The organism is Kitasatospora sp. NBC_01246 (assembly GCF_036226505.1).
GTDB lineage: Bacteria > Actinomycetota > Actinomycetes > Streptomycetales > Streptomycetaceae > Kitasatospora.
Genome location: NZ_CP108484.1, coordinates 4,716,403 through 4,735,244, shown reverse-complemented (window position 1 = coordinate 4,735,244; position 18,842 = coordinate 4,716,403). Strand labels below are relative to the sequence as shown.

Annotated in this window: 12 protein-coding genes, 1 tRNA gene and 1 pseudogene; 8 read left to right on the top strand and 6 right to left on the bottom strand. The window is 73.4% G+C overall.

The features are described from left to right. Window positions 1-120: 120 nt before the first annotated feature. On the bottom strand, window positions 121-2,331 hold the full coding sequence (locus tag OG618_RS20710; RefSeq protein WP_329489023.1) for an MMPL family transporter: 2,211 nt from the start codon (window positions 2,329-2,331) through the stop codon (window positions 121-123). Window positions 2,332-2,596: 265 nt separating this feature from the next. On the opposite strand from OG618_RS20710, the gene OG618_RS20705 reads away from it, so the two are divergent. Both OG618_RS20705 and OG618_RS20700 read left to right on the top strand, forming a co-directional pair. Then, a complete protein-coding gene (locus OG618_RS20705) occupies window positions 2,597-3,868 on the top strand; it encodes a sensor histidine kinase (RefSeq protein WP_329489022.1) in 1,272 nt (423 codons plus the stop codon). Further along, window positions 3,865-4,572 carry a response regulator transcription factor gene (locus OG618_RS20700; RefSeq protein ID WP_329489021.1) on the top strand — a complete coding sequence of 236 codons (708 nt, stop codon included), beginning with the start codon at window positions 3,865-3,867 and terminating at the stop codon, window positions 4,570-4,572. The genes OG618_RS20705 and OG618_RS20700 overlap by 4 nt, the downstream gene beginning before the upstream one ends. Before the next feature lie 55 nt (window positions 4,573-4,627). On the opposite strand, the gene OG618_RS20695 is transcribed toward OG618_RS20700, so the two are convergent. Continuing rightward, on the bottom strand, window positions 4,628-5,923 hold the full coding sequence (locus tag OG618_RS20695) for a hypothetical protein (protein WP_329489020.1): 1,296 nt from the start codon (window positions 5,921-5,923) through the stop codon (window positions 4,628-4,630). 485 nt (window positions 5,924-6,408) lie between these two features. Here OG618_RS20695 and OG618_RS20690 point away from each other — a divergent pair. Next, window positions 6,409-6,867 (top strand): annotated as a pseudogene (locus OG618_RS20690) (Uma2 family endonuclease); the annotation flags it as partial. 74 nt (window positions 6,868-6,941) lie between these two features. Here the strand turns inward: OG618_RS20690 and OG618_RS20685 are convergent. Further along, on the bottom strand, window positions 6,942-8,027 hold the full coding sequence (locus OG618_RS20685) for an alpha/beta hydrolase family protein (RefSeq protein WP_329489019.1): 1,086 nt from the start codon (window positions 8,025-8,027) through the stop codon (window positions 6,942-6,944). Window positions 8,028-8,123: 96 nt separating this feature from the next. Next, entirely contained in the window at window positions 8,124-9,044 is a 921-nt protein-coding gene (locus OG618_RS20680; protein ID WP_329489018.1) for a zinc-binding dehydrogenase, read from the bottom strand. A gap of 181 nt (window positions 9,045-9,225) precedes the next feature. Here OG618_RS20680 and OG618_RS20675 point away from each other — a divergent pair, with 181 nt between their 5' ends. The 3 genes from OG618_RS20675 to OG618_RS20665 all read left to right on the top strand — a co-directional run bounded on the left by OG618_RS20675 (window position 9,226) and on the right by OG618_RS20665 (window position 14,563). Then, entirely contained in the window at window positions 9,226-10,197 is a 972-nt protein-coding gene (locus OG618_RS20675; RefSeq protein WP_329489017.1) for a LysR family transcriptional regulator, read from the top strand. Between the two features lie 184 nt (window positions 10,198-10,381). Further along, window positions 10,382-14,383: an ATP-dependent RNA helicase HrpA gene (gene hrpA, locus OG618_RS20670; RefSeq protein WP_442906836.1), complete on the top strand. Its 4,002-nt coding sequence runs from the start codon at window positions 10,382-10,384 to the stop codon at window positions 14,381-14,383. A 106-nt stretch (window positions 14,384-14,489) separates the two neighbouring features. Beyond that, a tRNA-Asp gene (locus tag OG618_RS20665) sits at window positions 14,490-14,563 on the top strand. Window positions 14,564-14,922: 359 nt separating this feature from the next. Here OG618_RS20665 and bldC read toward each other — a convergent pair. Next, a complete protein-coding gene (bldC, locus tag OG618_RS20660) occupies window positions 14,923-15,129 on the bottom strand; it encodes a developmental transcriptional regulator BldC (protein WP_014137253.1) in 207 nt (68 codons plus the stop codon). Between the two features lie 603 nt (window positions 15,130-15,732). Then, window positions 15,733-16,713 carry a hypothetical protein gene (locus OG618_RS20655; RefSeq protein ID WP_329489016.1) on the bottom strand — a complete coding sequence of 327 codons (981 nt, stop codon included), beginning with the start codon at window positions 16,711-16,713 and terminating at the stop codon, window positions 15,733-15,735. 216 nt (window positions 16,714-16,929) lie between these two features. On the opposite strand from OG618_RS20655, the gene OG618_RS20650 reads away from it, so the two are divergent. After that, window positions 16,930-18,093 (top strand): Glu/Leu/Phe/Val dehydrogenase dimerization domain-containing protein, encoded by a 1,164-nt coding sequence (locus OG618_RS20650; protein WP_442906835.1) that lies wholly within the window; start codon window positions 16,930-16,932, stop codon window positions 18,091-18,093. A 473-nt stretch (window positions 18,094-18,566) separates the two neighbouring features. Continuing rightward, a complete protein-coding gene (locus OG618_RS20645) occupies window positions 18,567-18,824 on the top strand; it encodes a DUF3073 domain-containing protein (protein ID WP_329489015.1) in 258 nt (85 codons plus the stop codon). Window positions 18,825-18,842: the final 18 nt, after the last annotated feature.

Below are 18,842 nucleotides of genomic sequence, written 5' to 3'. Positions count from 1 at the left end.
TGCCGCGTCCACCGGGCGCGGGGCACGCCGACGGGGCGGGTACTCGATCCGAGTACCCGCCCCGTCGGCGGCGTGCGTGCGGTGTGCGCGCCGGTCCTCCGGCTCCGGCCGGGAGGGGCCTCAGTAGGCCGAGATCCGCTCGGGTTCCCGCGCGGCGCCGGCCGCCGCGTGCCGGGGGTGGGCGACCGCCGCGGGGCGGGGCCGGACCGGCCACCAGAGGGAGCGGCCCAGGAGGGCGGCCAGGGCGGGGACCAGGACCAGGGACAGCACGAGCGCCGAGAGCATGATGCCGAGCGCCATCGCGAAGGCGACCTGTTCGCTGCCCGGGGTGGTGGCGAGGGTGGCGAAGGAGCCGGCGAGCACCAGTCCGGCCATCGCGATGGCGGGTGTGGTGTGCCGGACCGCTCGGGCCACGGCACCCCGGGCCGGGCCCGGGCGCTGCATCTCCTCGCGGATCCGGTCGGTGATCAGGATGTTGTAGTCGGTGCCCAGTGCCACCACGAACAGGAACAGCACCAGGGGGAGGGTGAAGCTGATGCCCGGCTCGCCGAGGGTGTGCTGGAAGAGCAGCGTCGCCGCGCCGAGGGTGGCGGCGAAACCGAGGCCGACCGAGAGCATCAGGACCACCGGGGCGAGCAGGCTGCGCAGGAGCAGCAGCAGGATCAGCGCGATCAGCGCGGCCGCGACCGGGAAGACGATCCTGAGGTCGTGGTCGACGGCGGCCGAGACGTCGGCGAAGATCGCCGGTGTGCCGCCGACGTGGGCCGTCGTCCCGGCGGGCGTGTGCTGGGCGACCGCGGCCCGGATCGGGCCGGAGGCCAGGTCACGGGCCTCCGGGCTCTGCGGGTCGACGGTCGGGTAGAGGTCGATCCGGGCGGCGCGGTGGTCCTGGTTCAGCACGGTGGCCGCGACCTGGCCCACGCCGTCGACCCGGGCGAGGGCCCCGGAGAGGCCGGTCAGCCGGTCCGTGCTGAGGGTGCCCCCGTCCGTGACGGTGACGTAGACGCTCGTCGGGTCCGACACGCCGGCCGGCAGCGCGTGGGAGATCTCGACCGCGGTGGCCGCCGCCGCGGTCTGCGGGCCGGAGTCGCCCCGGCCGTAGTCCATCCGCAGGCCGATCGTCCCGGCCGCCAGTGCGGCGAGCAGCGTGACGGAGGCGGCCAGCATCAGCAGCGGCCGCCGGGCGACCAGTTCGCCGAAGCGGGCGGCGCGGCGGTCGCGCGGCTCGCGGAGCAGCGCCTTGGAGGGCCAGAACATCTTGCGCCCGGCGACGGCGAGCAGCGCCGGCAGCAGGGTGAGGCTGCCCAGCAGCATCACCAGGACCGCGACGGCTATCGCGGGGCCCATCGAGCGGAACTGCCCGAAGGTGGCCAGGCCCAGCGTGGCGAACGCGGCCACGATGGTCAGCGCCGCCGAGGTGATCGCGGTACCCACCCGGGCGGAGACCTGCGCGGCCGCCTCCCGGGCCGGCTGCTCGGGCCGGGCGCGCAGGTGCTCGCGGAAGCGGAACAACAGGAACAGCATGTAGTCGATGCCGATGCCCAGCAGGACGACGCTGATCAGCCCCGGGGTGCCCGCGTCCAGCTTGAGCCCGGTGAGCAGGGCGGCCCCCGCGACGGCCCCGCCCGCCACGCCGCCGATCAGCGCGACCGCGAGCAGCGGCAGCACCGCGGCCAGCGCGCTGCGGAACACCAGCACGTTGAGCAGGACGATGAGCCCCATCACCACGGCGCCCCCGACCGTGGACGCGGTCTTGTGGGAGTCGGCGGAGTCGACGGAGTCGGCGAGGCCGCCGGTGAAGCCGGTGCGCATCCCCGCCTCGGCGAACTGCGTCCGGGTGCCGTCCCGGAAGGCCCGGTAGACGCCCTGGACGCCCTGGTCCGCGGCGTTCCCGACCAGCTCGACCGAGAGCAGCTCGAAGCTCCGGTCGGGCGCCACCATCGCCGGGGCGATCCGGGGCGTCTGGGAACGGTCGGGGAGCAGGAACGTCGGCTCGTCGTCCGCCCTGGGCATGGCGACCCGGCGCTTGCCCAGCTTCTCCGCCTCGGCCTCGACCCGCGTCTGGTCCGCCGCGCTGAGGGCCTTGCCGTCGGACCGGGCGACCAGCACCGTCACGACGGTGGCGTCGGGGTTCAGCCCGAACTGCTCCTCGGCGATCCGCATCGCGGCGGCCGAGTCGTAGCTGCGGGGCAGGAAGTCGGCGGTCTGGCTCTGCGTGACGCGGGACATCAGCATCGGGGCCAGGGCGGTCAGGACGACGGCCAGCACGCCCCAGAGGGCGACGACCTTCCAGGGATGTCTGGTGGAGTACCCGGTCAGGGCGCGGATCACGATGTCCTCCGACGGACGGACTTGAGTGCGGATGCCTGCCGGGGACGGACTCCCCGACCGGTCTCAAGACCATCACCGCGCAGGCCCTCCGGGCGTCGTGGCGGCGGATGATCCGCACCGGGGCCCGCGCTCCCGCCCGGGCCCGCACCCAGGACCCTGGTCCTGGTCAGGGCCCCGTCCCCGGCCGTCGGGCGGGTCCGCGCACGGCGGCGGCTGTGCGAGGCTGTCGGGGGGACAGGAGGCCGGACGCAGGGGGAGTACCCAGATGCCCAGGAACCGACGGAGCGGGCCCGGCGATGCCCGGGAGCCGCTGGACGCCGACGGCTTCGAGCCGCCGTGGACCCGCAACGACGCGCTGGTGACCGGCGGGGCCTGCGCGATGAACCTGCTCAGCTACGTGTTCTTCGCCTACCCCGACGGCCGGCACGCCGTGAGCGTGCTCGGGTTCCTCCTCGTCGCGCTGGCGGCCCTGCCGCTGCTCGCCCGGCGCAGCCACCCGGGGGCGGCACTGGCCGCCGTCCTGGTGCTCGACGCGGCCTCCTCCCTGACGGCGTCACTGCCCGTCCACTTCGGGTCCGTGCTGGTGGTCGCCCTGTTCTCGGCGGCCCGGGCCTGCACCGGCCGGGTGACGGCGGTCGCGGCCGTCGCGACGGTGACGCTGACGCTGCTGAGCCAGAGCCACGGCCGGACGCCGACCTGGGAGGCCACCGTCAGCGCGGTCCTCTCCACCCTGATCGTGGTCGGCACCGCGCTGGCGGTGAACCAGTGGCAGCAGCAGGTGGCGGCCAACCGGCAGCTCCTCGCCGACCGCGCGGTGGCGGACGAACGGCGCCGCATCGCCCGGGAGCTGCACGACATCGTGGCCCACCACATCACCACCATGCAGCTGATGGCCGGCGGCGCCCGGGCCAACCTCGGCCGTCCGGAGGTGGTCCGGGAGGCCCTGGTCACCCTGGAGTCCTCCGGGCGGCTCGCGCTGCGCGAGATGCGCCAGCTGCTCGACGTGCTGCGGGCCGGCGACGAACCGGAGGCCGCGCCGTCGCCGCCCCAGCCCGGCGCCGACGACCTCGACCGCCTGGTGGGCGAGGCCCGGCTCGGCGGGCTGCCGACCGAGTTCGTCGTCCGCGGGCCGCAGCGTCCGCTGCCGCCGACCGTCGGCCTCACGGTGTTCCGGATCGTCCAGGAGGCCCTCACCAACACCCGCAAGTACGCCGGGCCGGCCCGTGCCTCCGTGCACCTGACGTACCGCCGGGACGGGGTCACCGTCGAGGTGCGGGACGACGGCGGGGGCGCTGCGCCGGCGGAGCGGACGCCGGCGACGGGTCCGGGCGGTTACGGCCTGATCGGCATGCGCGAGCGGGTCGCCCTGCACGGCGGCACCCTCACCGTCGGTCCGCAGGCCGGCGGCGGCTTCGCGGTGCTGGCCGACCTGCCGCTGAGCGGCAACGACACGGCCGACGCGGCTGAAGCGGCCGACACGGCTGACACGGACCGGACGGCCGGGGCGGCCGTCCGACAGGAAGGGGCGTACCGATGACCGGGACGGGGCCGACGACACCGCCGAGGATCAGGGTGCTGATCGTGGACGACCAGCCGCTGGTCCGGCGCGGCCTGTCACTGATCCTCTCCCCCGACCCGTCCTTCGAGGTGGTCGGGGAGGCCGAGAACGGCGCCGAGGCCGTCACCCTCGCCCAACGGCTGCGCCCGGACGTGGTGGTGATGGACATCCGGATGCCCGTCCTCGACGGGGTCGGCGCGACCGGCGAACTCGCCGCCACCGTGCCCGGCTGCCGCGTCCTGGCCCTCAGCACCTTCGACCTCGACGAGTACGTGGTGGGCGCCCTGCGCGCCGGCGCCTACGGGTTCCTGCCCAAGGACAGCTCCCCGGAGGACCTCGCCGCGGCGATCCACACCGTGCACGCGGGCGAGGCCGCCGTCGCGCCGCGCCTGCTCACCCGGCTGATCTCCACCTACGTCCGGGCCCCCGGCGGTCCGCAGCCGGCGCCCACCGGTCTGGGCGACCTGACCCCGCGCGAGGTCGAGGTGTGGCGCCTGATGGCCACCGGCCTCGACAACGGCGGGATCTCCCGTGCGCTGGACATCAGCGTCTCCACGGTCAAGAACTACATCACCAGCATCTTCGACAAGCTCGCCGTCCGGGACCGCGCCCAGGCGGTCATCGCGGCCTACGAGTCCGGACTCGTCACCGCGCGGGCGACGGCCGGGGACCAGCCCGGGTAGCACGCGCGGGTGCCTCCCCGGCCGCGGGTCGGGGAGGCACCGGCGCGTCGACGCCTCAGGAGCGGCGGCGCAGGCGGCGGCCGAGGAGGACGGCGCCGGCGCCGAGGGTGGCGAGGACGGCGGCGACGATCGCGGGGGCGGTGCCCGACCCGGAGCCGGTGGCGGCGAGTTCACCGGTGGTCTGGGCGGCCGGGGCGGCCGCAGCGGGGGCGGGGGCCTGCGGGGCCGGGGCGGCGACCGCGGCGGCCGGGGCCGGGGCGGCGGCCGGCTTGACCTCGGCGGCGGGCTTGACCGCGGCCGGGGCGGTGGGCTTCCTCGTGGCCGGCTTCGCTGCGGCGGGCTTCGCCGTGGTGGGCGCCGCGGTCGGCGTCGGGGCCGGTGCGAGGACGGTGACGGTGCTGCCCGTCTCGCACATGGTGGTGCCCTCGAACGGGGTGTCGCCCTCGTTGACGAAGAGGCAGGGGCTGAGCCGGGTCGCCCCGAGCGGGGTGTTCACGTCGTAGGCGACCCGGACCCGGGTGGTCTCGGTCCGGTCGGCGGCGATGCCGGAGTTGCGGCCCTGGAGGTAGACGCCGGACAGTTCGTCGCCGACTCCGCCGGTGACCTTGGCGAGGGTGTCCCAGGTGCCGTCGGCCTTGCGGATCTGAACGGTGGCGTGGGGGTCACTGAAGAGCACGTTGCCGAGGTTGACGTAGCCGGACGCGGTGGCATTGGTGAGGACGGCGTCGAACTCGATCGGCGCACCGCCGGCGACCGCGGTGTCGGGGACGGAGGCGAGGGAGGTGCGGATGGAGTCGACCCCGATCGTCCTGGTCTGCTCGGCGAGCTTGACCCAGCCGCCGGGCGCGGTGACGACGGAGCGCAGGCCGATGGAGTCGAAGCCGCCGTTGGTCGCCCCGTGGTGCGGCAGACCCATGGGCGCGCCGATGCGCAGGTCGACGGTGACCGTCCGGCCGGCCGCGACGGTGATGCCGGGCACGCTGCCCTCGTAGCTGGCCGACTCGGGGCCGGACTGGAACGACAGCGGGACGGACTCCCAGCTGCCGGTCGTGGGGTTCCGGTAGTCGATGGTGATGGCGTCCGAGGGGGTGCCGAGGTCGCTGGTGGTGCCCAGTTCGAGCAGGAAGTCGGTGGTCTTCTCGCCGGTGTTGGTGATGGTCTCGGTGAACGCGACCGGCTGCCCGGCGAAGCCGACCGACGCCGGCGCCTGGACCGACAGCTTCGCGCCCTTCACGTCGTCGGCGAACGCCTGCGTCGGCAGGGTCAGCGAGCCGCCGAGTGCGACGACTGCGAGCGTGGCGGCGACGGCGGCGGTGCGGCGCGAACGGCTGACGCGGGCGGTGCTGGACATGGTTCCCCCTGGAACGTGCCGGGTGCGGGCATGCCGAGGACAGGCCCGGCGACGCCGGCGAAGACTGGATGTGTGAGTGAGTGAGTGGCCGTGACGGCCCGTGAACCACCGGGTCACGGGCGAAGGATCCCCCGCCTTCGGAAGGTGGCCCACCTTCCGTGCCTCTCACTGAACTAGACGTGTGACCCCCGCCCGGGTTGCAGGTGGATTCGAAGAATCTTCGGGCCGTTCCGCTCCACCGGTTCCACCGCAGGTCAACGGCCCTTCGACGGCCCCGGCCGATCCGCGTCCGGAGCACGCGACGCCCCGAGCGACCGGCCCCACCCCACCGGACCACGGCCCACCCGACACCCACCGCCCGCAAGGCACCACCGCCCGCACGGCGCCACCGCCCGGGCGCCACCGCCCGACGCTCCGGGAACTAGCCTGAGGAGGCTTCCCGGCACCCGACGCGTTTCGCCCTCCTCGACGAAGCCCGCAGGGCGCTGCCCGCAGGCTTCAAGGTCGAACTCTCCGGTGACACCATCGTGATGATGGTCGGCCCCTCGGGCATCCACCAGCGGAACCTGCTGCTGATCCGCCGCCAGTTCGACGCGCACGCCCCGCTGGAGCTGCTGCCGAGCGAGAACACCGACCTGGTCTCACCCGCCCTGGGCAAGAGCCGCAACCCCGATCTCACATACCTTCCGAGCGAGGTGCTGGAGACCACCGACGATCAGGTGCCGGCCGAGGCCGCCGCCGTCGCCGTCGACCTGGTCTCCCCCTCGAACCCCGAGAACGACTGGGTCGGCAAGGTCCGCGACTACCCCCAGATGGGCATCCCGCTCTACCTGCTGATCGACGCCGGGCAACGGACCGTCACCCTGTTCAGCCGGCCCGACGGCACGAAGTACCACCGCCGCGAGGACGTCGACTTCGGCGAGACGCTGCACATCCCCGAGCCGTTCGGCTTCGACCTGGTCACGGGCGACCTGCTGCCGTACCGAGCGGGCCCCGGCGCCGGGGCCCGCGCCGCCCGTCAGGCTGTCCGGGTCTCCGTCGGACGGGTCAGCTCCGTGGTGAGCCAGTCCGCGGTGGCGGGGAGCCAGTCGGCGAGGGCGTTGCCGAGCAGGTGGTTGCCGTGCGGGACGTGCAGGAGTTCGCCCCGGGGTGCCCGGTGGGCCAGTGCCTCGGCGTTGGTGACACCGGGGATCCGGTCCTCGCCGCCCTCGACGACCAGCAGCGGGACGGTGATCTCCGGGGCCAGGGCGGTCAGGTCGACCCGGCGGGCGAAGGCCCGGGCCGCGTCCGCGCTCCCGCAGCGCTGGGTCAGGGTCGCGGTGACGAACGGGACCAGGGCGTCCCAGTCCAGCCGGTAGGGGCCGCTGACCACGGCGGCCGCCCGGATCCGCGGTTCGCGGGCGGCCGTCACCGCCGCGTAGTAGCCGCCCAGGCTGAGCCCGGTCACGCCGATCCGCCCGGTGTCCACGCCCTCCCGGCCGGTGACCGCGTCGATCGCCCGGCCGACCACCCGGTGGTAGTCCGGCTCCGGCGCGGCGGCCCCGGCCAGGACGCCCTGCCCCGGGCCGTCCAGGGCGAGGACGGCCGTACCGCGCGCCAGCAGCGCCTCGGCGACCGCGTGGAACTCCTCCTTGCCGGAGTCCATCCCCGGGACGACGATCACCAGCGGTGCGGGGCCGGGCCCGGCCGGGCGGCGGAGCCAGCCCGCGAAGGACTCGCCCTCGATCCGCTCGGCCGTCGGTTCGAGGTGGGCCAGCGCGGCCCGCATCGCCTCGTCCGCCTCGGTGGCGGTCGCGCCGGCCGCCGCGCGGTCGGGGTGCGGGAGCAGGCCGGCGAAGTGGAACCAGCGGGCGGCCCTCCAGTAGGCCTCGCCGGCCGAGACCGACCGGCCCTCGGCGGCGGCGCGGTCGGCGGCGGCGCGGTGCCGCCGGCCGGCCGCCCGGAACGCCTCGGGCCACTCCTGTGCGGAGCGCAGCGCCGAGGTGACCCGGGTGTACTCGTGCGGGTCCAGGCCGGCGCCGGTGGCCCGCGGGCGGTTCTCCTCGACGAGGGCGGCCGGCAGGTCGGGGTGGTCGAGGAAGGAGAGGTCGGGGGAGCCGGTCATCGGGGAGCACGCTCATCTCATGGTCGGTGGTGCACGGTCGGGCGGAGTCAGGACGGGCGCTCAGGGCGCTCAGGGCGCTCAGGGCGGTCAAGGCGCTCAGGGCAGGGTGAGGACGGCCTTGCCCCGGATCCGCCGCTCCCGCAGATCGGTGAGCACGGCGGCGGTCCGCGCCCAGGGCGCGACCCGGCCGACCTCCGGGGTCAGCCGCCCCTCCCCCACCAGCCGGACCAGGGTGGCGAGGTCCTCACCGTCGGGTACGTCGGAGTCCGTGTAGTGGAAGTGCCGGAGCGTGGCGGACTCCGGCCCGGCGAAGAAGTCGAAGAAGTCGAGCGTCACCGGGGTCCGGGAGGCCTGGCCGAACCAGATCAGCGTGCCCCGGCGGGCCAGCCGGGCGAGCGCGAGCGGCAGGTCGGCGCCGCCCGTCGACTCCAGCACCAGGTCGTACGGGCCGCGGGCCGCGCCCACCGAGTGGACCACCTCCGCCGCACCCAGCTCGACCAGCCGCCGCCCGCGCTCCGCCGAGGCGGTGACCGCGGTCAGCTCCGCACCCGCCGCCGAGGCCAGCTCGGTGACGTAGTGGCCGACGCCCCCGGAGGCGCCGGTGAGCAGCACCCGGCGGCCGGCCAGCGCACCGGCGGTGCGCAGCAGCCGCAGCGCGGTGAGACCGGCCAGCGGCAGGGCGGCGGCGCGGACGGCGTCCAGCCCGTCCGGGATCTCGGCGAGCGAGCCGACCGGCACGCACACGTACTCGGCCCAGCCGCCGGCCGGCGGGTGGCCGACGACGCGGCGGCAGACGGCCGGCCCGGAGCCGTCGGCGGCGGCCTGCACGACCAGGCCCGCGATGTCCTTGCCGGGGCGCCAGCCCGGCCGGGGCGCCTCCAGCTGGAACGTCTCGCCGCGGTTCACCGCGAACGCCTCGACCTTCACCAGGGCCTCGCCCGGGCCCGGTCGCGGCTGCGTCACCTCCGCGAACGCCACCGTCGCGTCCGCCCGTCCGGTCGGTGTCAGCGCCCTCATGGCCCTCGGCCCTCCGTCTCCCCCTCGCCGGCCGGTCCGGCCGAGCTCGTGGTCCCAGCAGACCGCGACGGCCCGGAGCCGGTCCAACAACCGCTCGGCGGTCCCGACAACCGACCGTTGTCGGGGCCCTCCGGGCGGCGGCAGGCCGTGGGCGGGCCGGGAGGCCCTAGGGTGGGCGGCCATGGATCTCGATCTCTCCCAGGTCCGCGCCTTCACCACGGCGGCCGAGGAACTGCACTTCGGCCGCGCCGCCGCCCGGCTGGCGATCAGCCAGCAGGCCGTGTCCAAGCGGATCGCCCGGCTGGAGGCGGCGCTCGGCGCCCGGCTGCTCGACCGCGACCCGCGCGGCGTCGGGCTCACCGGGGCCGGGCACCGGTTCCTGGAGCCCGCCCGGCGGCTGCTCGCCCAGGGCGACCGCGCCGTGGCGGCGGTGGCCCGTACCCGGCGCCCGCTGCGCGTCGACGTCTGGGGGCACCTGTACGCGCCGATGCGGACGGTCGCCCGGGCCGTCGACGGGGTGCCCGGGCTGGAGGTAGAGCCCGTCCCGGGGCGGGACCTCCCCTCGGTGGCGGCGGCCCTGCTGCGCGGCGAGTCCGACGCGGGCTTCGGCCGGGTGCACCCGCTGCCCGACGGCCGGGACGCGGGGCTGGCACACCGGCTGGTCCGGCTGGAGCCGGTGGACGCGCTGCTGAGCACCGACCACCCGCTGGCCGACCGCGACGTGCTGCGCCCGGAGGACCTGCGCTCCGGCGTGCTGCGCTACCCGGCCGCGGTGGACCGGCTGGACTTCCTGACCCGGTTCGCGGACCGCTTCGGCATCGCGGAACGGGCCGGCTCGACCAATCTGGGCCTGGAGAGCTTCGCCGACCGGATCCGCACCGACCCGTCCTGCTTCTCGCTGCTCCCCGCCGACTGCCCGCTGCCCGGCCCCGCGGGCGGCCCCGGCCGTCCCGGCATCCGGACCGTCCCGCTGGTCGACCCCACCCCGCTCTACGCCTGGTCGCTGCTCTGGCGCGACGGCGCCGAACCGGCGGCCCGGCTGGACCCGCTGCTCGGGGCGTTCACCGAGGCGGCCCGGCGCAGCCGCTGGCTGGAGTACGACCCGGCCCGTGACTGGCTGCCCGGCCCGGACGAGGCGGCCCTGGACGGCTGACGGCCTCCGGGCGGGCCGTCCTCGGCGCCCCCGGCGCCCGGAGCACCGACCGTCGCCCCGGTCCGCCGCGGTTCTCCGGGCGCCGCCCCGGGCGGGGTTCGCCCGGAGGCCGTGGCGGCTGTGACACTGGAGGGGCTCGAAAACCGAGGTGCGCGCCGCCGCATCTCCTTGCGAACCTAGAGGGATGCCCGCAGTGAGTTCTCCCGCAGTCCAGTCCGCCGACGCGTCCACGGAGGGCGGCGGCCCCGGTATCGGCGAGCTGGCCGCCCGTCTGCCCGAACTGACCCTGCGCGACCAGGTCCGGATCGGGCGGCGGCTGGAGGGCGCCCGGCGGGTCCGCAAGCCCGAGGCCCGGCAGAAGGTCGCCGCCGAGATCGCCCGCGACGTCGAGCGCGCCGAGCTGCTGGTCGCGCAGCGCCGGGCCGCCGTCCCCGAGATCACCTATCCCGCCGAGCTGCCGGTCAGCCAGAAGAAGGACGAGATCCTCGCCGCCATCCGCGACCACCAGGTGGTGATCGTGGCGGGTGAGACCGGCTCCGGCAAGACCACCCAGATCCCGAAGATCTGTCTGGAGCTGGGCCGCGGGGTCCGCGGCCTGGTCGGGCACACCCAGCCCCGCCGGATCGCCGCCCGGACGGTGGCCGAGCGCGTCGCGGAGGAGATGCGCACGCCCCTCGGCGAGGCGGTCGGCTGGAAGGTCCGGTTCACCGACCAGGTCGGCCCGGACACCCTGGTCAAGCTGATGACCGACGGCATCCTGCTCGCCGAGATCCAGACCGACCGTGAGCTGCGCCAGTACGACACCCTGATCATCGACGAGGCGCACGAGCGCAGCCTCAACATCGACTTCATCCTCGGCTACATCAAGCAGCTGCTGCCCCGCCGGCCCGACCTCAAGGTCGTCATCACCTCGGCGACCATCGACCCCGAGCGCTTCGCCCACCACTTCGGCGACGCCCCGATCGTCGAGGTCTCCGGCCGCACCTACCCGGTCGAGGTCCGCTACCGGCCGATCGTCGAGGACGCCGACGACGCGGACGGCGACCACGGCCCCAGCGACGCCGACCGGGACCGCGACCAGATCCAGGCGATCTGCGAGGCCGCCGAGGAGCTCCAGGCCGAGGGCCCCGGCGACATCCTGGTCTTCCTCTCCGGCGAGCGCGAGATCCGCGACACCGCCGACGCCCTCAACAAGCTGAAGCTGAAGTTCACCGAGGTCCTCCCGCTCTACGCGCGGCTGAGTTCGGCGGAGCAGCACAAGGTCTTCCAGCGCTCCAGCTCCCGCCGGATCGTCCTGGCGACCAACGTCGCCGAGACCAGCCTCACCGTCCCGGGCATCAAGTACGTGATCGACCCGGGCACCGCGCGCATCTCCCGCTACAGCCACCGCACCAAGGTGCAGCGGCTGCCGATCGAGGCGATCAGCCAGGCCAGCGCCAACCAGCGCAAGGGCCGCTGCGGCCGTACCTCGGACGGCATCTGCATCCGGCTGTACTCGGAGGAGGACTTCCTCTCCCGCCCCGAGTTCACCGACGCCGAGATCCTGCGCACCAACCTGGCCTCGGTCATCCTCCAGATGACCGCCGCCGGTCTCGGCGACATCGCCGCCTTCCCGTTCCTGGACCCGCCGGACTCCCGCAACATCAAGGACGGCGTCAACCTCCTCCACGAACTCGGCGCCCTCGACCCCGACGAGAAGGACGTCCGCAAGCGCCTCACCCCGCTCGGCCGCCAGCTGGCGCAGCTCCCGGTGGACCCGCGGATGGCCCGGATGGTCCTGGAGGCCGACAAGAACGGCTGTGTCCGCGACGTCATGGTGATCGCCGCCGCGCTCTCCATCCAGGACCCGCGCGAACGCCCCACCGAGAAGCGCCAGGCCGCCGACGACCGGCACCGCCGCTTCCAGTCCGAGACCTCCGACTTCCTCTCCTACCTCGCCATGTGGCGCTACGTACGGGAGCAGCAGAAGGAGCTCTCCTCCTCGGCCTTCCGCCGGATGTGCAAGGCCGAGTTCCTCAACTACCTGCGGATACGGGAGTGGCAGGACATCTACTCGCAGCTCCGCACGGTCGCCAAACAGCTCGGCGTCACCATCGAGGAGCCCCATCCCGACGCCGAACCGGACGCCGACCGGATCCACCAGTCGCTGCTGGCCGGCCTGCTCTCGCACCTCGGCCTCTACGACGTCGAGAAGCGCGAGTACGGCGGCGCCCGCGGCGCCCGGTTCGCGGTCTTCCCCGGCTCCGGCCTGTTCAAGAAGCCGCCGCGCTGGGTGATGTCCGCCGAGCTGGTCGAGACGTCCCGGCTCTGGGCGCGGATCAACGCGAAGATCGAGCCCGAGTGGGTGGAGCCGCTGGCCGGCCACCTGATCAAGCGCAGCTACAGCGAGCCGCACTGGGAGAAGAAGGCCGGCGCGGTGCTGGCCTACGAGAAGGTGACCCTCTACGGGATGCCGATCGTCGCCCAGCGCAAGGTCAACTACGGCCGGATCGACGCGGAGCTCTGCCGCGAGCTGTTCATCCGCAACGCGCTGGTCGAGGGCGACTGGGAGACCCACCACCGCTTCTTCGCCGAGAACCGCAAGCTGCTCAGCGAGGTCGAGGAGCTGGAGAACCGGGCCCGCCGCCGGGACATCATGGTCGACGACCAGACCCTGTTCGACTTCTACGACAGCCGGCTGCCCGAGGACATCGTCTCCACCCGGCACTTCGACTCCTGGTGGAAGAAGACCCGGCACGACCAGCCGGACCTGCTCAGCTTCGAGAAGTCGATGCTGATCAACGACTCGGCGGACGGCGTCACGGAGGCGGACTACCCGGACTACTGGCAGCAGGGCAAGCTCCGCTTCAAGCTGACCTACCAGTTCGAGCCCGGCAGCGACGCGGACGGCGTGACCGTCCACATCCCGCTCCCGGTGCTCAACCAGGTCACCGCCGAGGGCTTCGACTGGCAGATCCCCGGCCTGCGCGAGGAGCTGGTCACCGCCTACATCCGGGCGCTGCCGAAGGCGATCCGCCGCAACTTCGTCCCGGCCCCGGACTACGCCAAGGCGGCCCTGCGCCAGGTGAGGGACCGCCAGGAGCCCCTGCTGCCCACTCTGGAGCACGTCCTGAAGCGGATGACGGCGATCACCGTCCCGCCGGAGGCCTGGGACGACGAGCGGGTCCCGGACCACCTCAAGGTCACCTTCCGGGTGGTCGACGGCCGCAAGAAGCTCGCCGAGTCCAAGGACCTGGAGGACCTCCGGCTGCAGCTGAAGCCCAAGCTCAAGGAGACCCTCTCCTCGGCCGCCTCGGGCCAGGGCATCGAGCAGTCCGGGCTGACCGCCTGGCCGGCCTCGCTGCCGGTGCTCCAGCGCACCTTCGAGCAGCGCTCGCGCGGCCATTCGCTGCGCGCCTACCCGGCCCTGGTGGACGAGCGGGACACGGTCGGGATCAAGCTCTTCGACACCCCGCAGGCGCAGGCCCAGGCGATGTGGGAGGGCACCCGGCGGCTGCTGATGCTGACCACCAACTCGCCCGCCAAGTCGATCCAGGGGCGGCTGGGCAACCAGGCGAAGCTCGCCCTGTCGTACAACCCGCACGGGTCGATCCCGGCCCTGTTCGAGGACGTGGTGGCCTGCGCCACCGACCGGCTGATGACCTCGGCCGGCGGACCGGCCTGGGACGAGGCCGCCTTCGGCAAGCTGCACGAGAAGGTCCGCACCGACCTCTACGAACTGTCGGCCGACACCACGCTGAAGACGGCCACCGCGCTGATCGCCTACCACCGGGCCTCGACCCGGCTGAAGGCGGTGAGCAGCCCGGTGCTGCTGACGGCGGTCAACGACATCCGGCTGCACCTGGCCTCGCTGGTGCACCCGGGGTTCGTCACCGAGGCCGGCTGGCAGCGGCTGCCGGACCTCAAGCGCTACCTGCTGGCGGTGGACCGCCGGCTGGAGGCGCTGCCCAACCACCCGCAGCGGGACGCCCAGCAGCTGCTGAAGGTGCAGCAGGTGCAGCAGGAGTACGGGGAGCTGCTGGCGGCCGTGCCGGCCGGGCAGCAGCCGTCCCCGGCGGTGCTGGCGATCCGCTGGATGATCGAGGAGTTGCGGGTCAGCTTCTTCGCCCAGTCACTGGGTACGCCGACCCCGGTCTCGGAGAAGCGGATCTCCAAGGCGATGGAGGCGGCCAGGGCCACGCTCTGAGCTGGGAGGGGCCCTCAGGAGCCAGTTCGACCTGGGGGCCCACCATGGGCTACAGTCTGTCTTGTTCGCAGCGCAGCAAAGCGAGTGAACAAGATCAGAACACTCTGGTCCTGTGGAGCAGTTGGTTAGCTCGCCACCCTGTCAAGGTGGAGGTCGCGGGTTCAAGTCCCGTCAGGATCGCCGTAGCCGAGAGGCCCGGAACCGTTTGGTTCCGGGCCTCTCGCGTTTGCCCCGGGAGGGATCCCTACCCCGGACTAGGTCTAGACCACAAGCAACGACCCGCGTGATCGTCGTCACTTATCTTTTCCCGAGACCGGACACATGGCACCCCTTCCCCAGGGGTGCCAATTTAATATGTAAAATTGCACAGCTATGAACTGTATATCCCCCCCGCCCCAGGGGCCTCAAATCGTTATCCGGAGTTCAACATTCCGGCCGCCCGGCACGATCTCCGGGAGCGCCCGCGGGCATGCAAAGGGGCTGCTTACCGGACCCGGCGGAGTCCGGTAAGCAGCCCCTTTGAAAGAGCCTTCGGCCTATCAGGCCTCGGTTCGCTGGGCGGGAATACCGGCCAGCAGGGCGCGCACCTCCGCCTCGCGGTAACGACGGTGCCCGCCAAGCGTGCGAATGGACGTGAGCTTGCCTGCCTTGGCCCAGCGGGTAACCGTCTTCGGGTCCACGCGGAACATGGTGGCGACCTCTGCCGGCGTCAGCAGGGGTTCAGCATCAGGGGTACGAGCGGTCATGAGCGGCCTCCTCGGGAGAACCGAACCAGGGCGGTTCTATCCTTCAAATTCTGCACCTTGGCCCGCGATGCCCGAAATGGCATAGACGGGCCGAGTCGGTTATAGGACGAACGGCTTGTCCTGGTGTCTACAACTACACCATCCGTCCAGCCCTATCGACCAAACCGCCAAAATTGACCCCTCACGGGTTCAAGGCTGACGGATGGCGATGGACCACCCCATAACGGGCAGTCACCTTATAGTGACATCCGGTTACGAGGAGACCAGACCCGCTGTTTCCTCGCAAGGTACGCATCGGTTCCAGAACCACCCAAAAGTGGGCACGCTCATGTGAAGTTGGGCTGGTTGTCCCATTTTTGCACATAGGGGTAAGTTCGCGTCAACGGTGAGTAGTGTCACGTTCGATAGCTATTGACCCGAACCAGGACCTTGGTCATACGGCTCGGGCCGTAGGACTCTTCCAGTCTTACAAGTACCACCGACACCCCGCCCCGCCAGCACTGACGCCCCGTCGACCGGGCCCGCGCGGCACCTCGCACCCCTCCCCGCGGCCCTCCGACGCCTCCCCCGGGCCGGACCGACCCCCCTCCCCTACCCGCTGCCTCAGTTCGCGTACCGCAGTGCCAGGACCCGCCGCCAGCGCACCGTCAGTTCCTCGTACACCCGCAGCGCCTCCGCCGCCTCGCCGGCCCGCAGCGCCCGCAGCCCGTCCTCCAGCTCCCCCGCCGAACGGTCCGCCAGCAACTGCTCCGGCCCCAGCAGGTGCACCAGCCCCCCGTAGTCCAGCTCCACCAGGGAACGCGGGTGGAACTCCTCCAGCCACCGCCCCACCAGCTCCGCCCCGCGCACCAGGTCCCCCTCCGGCACGGCCTCGCGCAGCGCCCGGTAGGCCCGGGCCACCCGGCGGCGCGCCTGCGCCATCGGCGTCAGGTAGAACAGCGCCGCCTGCTCCCCCTTCTCCCCGCGGTCCAACCCGGCGCCGCCCGCCGAGGCCGCACCCGGCCGCCCCGCCGCGCCACCGGGCTCCGCCGCGCCACCGGCCGGCTCCTGATCGCCCGTCGCGCCCGGGCCGCCCGCCGGCACGAAGCAGCGGTCCTCCTCCCCGAACGGCAGGAACCAGCGCACCGGCACCTCCCATCGGCTGGTCACGATCCACGGCCGGGCGTCCGGGTGCTCGGCCCGCCAGCGCTCCCGGTCCGCCTCGGCGGCCGCCCGGGTGGCCGGCGGCAGCGCGGTGTCCAGCAGCGCCACCGGCGCCGCCGCCCGCAGTTCGTCCAGCGCCTGCCAGGTGCGCAGCCGGGTCGCCCAGGGGCAGACGTACAGCACCCCGTCCACCGACCGCACGAAGGCCCGCTCGCTCTCCCGCTCCGGCAGGGCGCGGGGGGTGCGGCCGACCAGCTCCGCCAGTGCCGCCCGCTGCTCCTCCAGCGCCGCCACCGCGACCGGACGGCCGGCCTCCGCGGCATCCGGCCCGTGCGCCGCGGCGTAGGCCTGCCAGCGCGCGCGCTCGGGCTCCGGGTAGGCGGCCAGCGGCTCGTAGACCCGCAGGTGGGCGGCGTAGGGCGGCAGTACGGAAGTGCGCACGACGGTCACGTTCTGCATCGTCGCACGCACCGGCCCCCGCCCGGGAGGCCTTCGGCCGGGAGCCCTTCGGGAACGCGCTCCGCCCGCCCCCGTCTCAGTACGCGGACAACCCGCGCAAGCTCGTACAAGAGGGCAGATCGAGGACGACCGCGCGACTACGCTTCGCCTTAGGCGCCCGCACCACAGCAGCGGGCCTCGGATACTGGAGTCACCACAGTGACCGACGTACAGACCGCATCCGCCGCGTACCCCGCACCCGGAGTGCTCAGCAGGATCTTCCGTACCGAACAGGACGGCGCCGCTCCCGGCGACGGCCACGAGCAGGTCGTCCTCTGCCACGACCGCAGCTCCGGCCTCAAGGCCATCATCGCCATCCACTCCACCGCCCTGGGCCCGGCCCTCGGCGGCACCCGCTTCTTCCCGTACGCCTCGGAGGAAGCGGCCCTGGAGGACGCGCTGAACCTCTCGCGCGGCATGTCGTACAAGAACGCGCTGGCCGGGCTCGACCTCGGCGGCGGCAAGGCCGTCATCATCGGCGACCCGAACAAGGACAAGAACGAGGCGATGCTGCGGGCCTACGGCCGCTTCGTCGAGTCCCTGCGCGGGCGCTACATCACCGCCTGCGACGTCGGCACCTACGTGCAGGACATGGACGTCATCGCCCGCGAGACCGGGTTCGTCACCGGCCGCTCGCCCGAGAACGGCGGCGCCGGCGACTCCTCCATCCTGACCGCCTTCGGCGTCTTCCAGGGCATGCGCGCCAGCGCCCAGGCCCGCTGGGGCCAGCCCACCCTGCGCGGCAAGCGGGTCGGTGTGGCCGGCGTCGGCAAGGTCGGCCACTACCTGGTCGGCCACCTGGTCGCGGACGGCGCCACCGTCGTCATCACCGACGTCTCCGAGGCCGCCGTGAACCGCGTGCGCGCCGCTCACCCGGAGGTCGAGGTGGTGGCCGACAGCGCCGCCCTGCTCCAGAGCAAGCTGGACGTCTACGCCCCCTGCGCCCTCGGCGGCGCCCTCACCGACGACACCGTGGGCACCCTCGGCGAGTTCGGCACCTCCGTCGTGTGCGGCGCGGCCAACAACCAGCTCGCCCACCCCGGCGTCGAGAAGGACCTGGCCGACCGCGGCATCCTCTACGCCCCGGACTACCTGGTGAACTCCGGTGGCGTGATCCAGGTCGCCGACGAGATCGAGGGCTTCAACTTCGACCGGGCCAAGAACAAGGCCACCCGGATCTTCGACACCACCCTGGAGATCTTCACCCGGGCCGCCTCCGACGGCGTGCCGCCGGCCGTCGCCGCCGACCGGCTCGCCGAGAAGCGGATGCGCGAGATCAGCGCGCTCCGCTCGGTGCTGCTGCCGGGTGCCCGCCGGGGCTGACCCCCGAGCGGCCGGAGCCGCTCCCCGGCGCGTCGCGGACTCCGTGACGCGCCCGGGGGGCGGCTCCTCCGTCTCCGGCCCGCCGCGGGGCCCCGAGGGCCCTCCCGGCCCCGCCGCGGGGGCCCGGGCCGACTCGTCCCGCCTGCATCACGATGTGGAACCGGATTCTCACTTCTGCGCCCGATCGGGTGATCCACCACCCCCCTTGGGGGGATAATCGATCCCGGAACGACGGACCTCAGCTACCTCCGGACAGCGCGCAAACTGCCGCAAAACCTCCCGTGACCTGGGAAGACCTGGTCTCGGGTGCGGCCGGTGCGCGCCACGTCACACCGACGACGTACCGTCCAGCGGCAGAAACAGGTACCGTTAATGCTCCAAGGGACGGTTCTCCCCATTCGGGCAGGCCGCTCTTGATCATGAACACGTGTCAGACTCGGGGCCGTGAGCCCCATCGTTGAGGGGGTCGACCCATGGGGCGCGGCCGGGCCAAGGCCAAGCAGACGAAGGTCGCCCGCGAGCTGAAGTACAACAGCGGCGGGTTCGACGCCAATCGTCTGTCCAACGAGCTGGGCGTATCGCCCTCTACCGCCTCGATCGAGCCTGAGCCGATCGAGGAAGAAGAGGACGACGACCCCTACGCGGAATACGCGGCTCGGTACGCCGACGACGACGAGGACGATGACAGCACGTCGGGGACCGGGCCTTCGCAGGCCCGCCGCCGCGCGTAGTCACAGTCTGGCCTGACC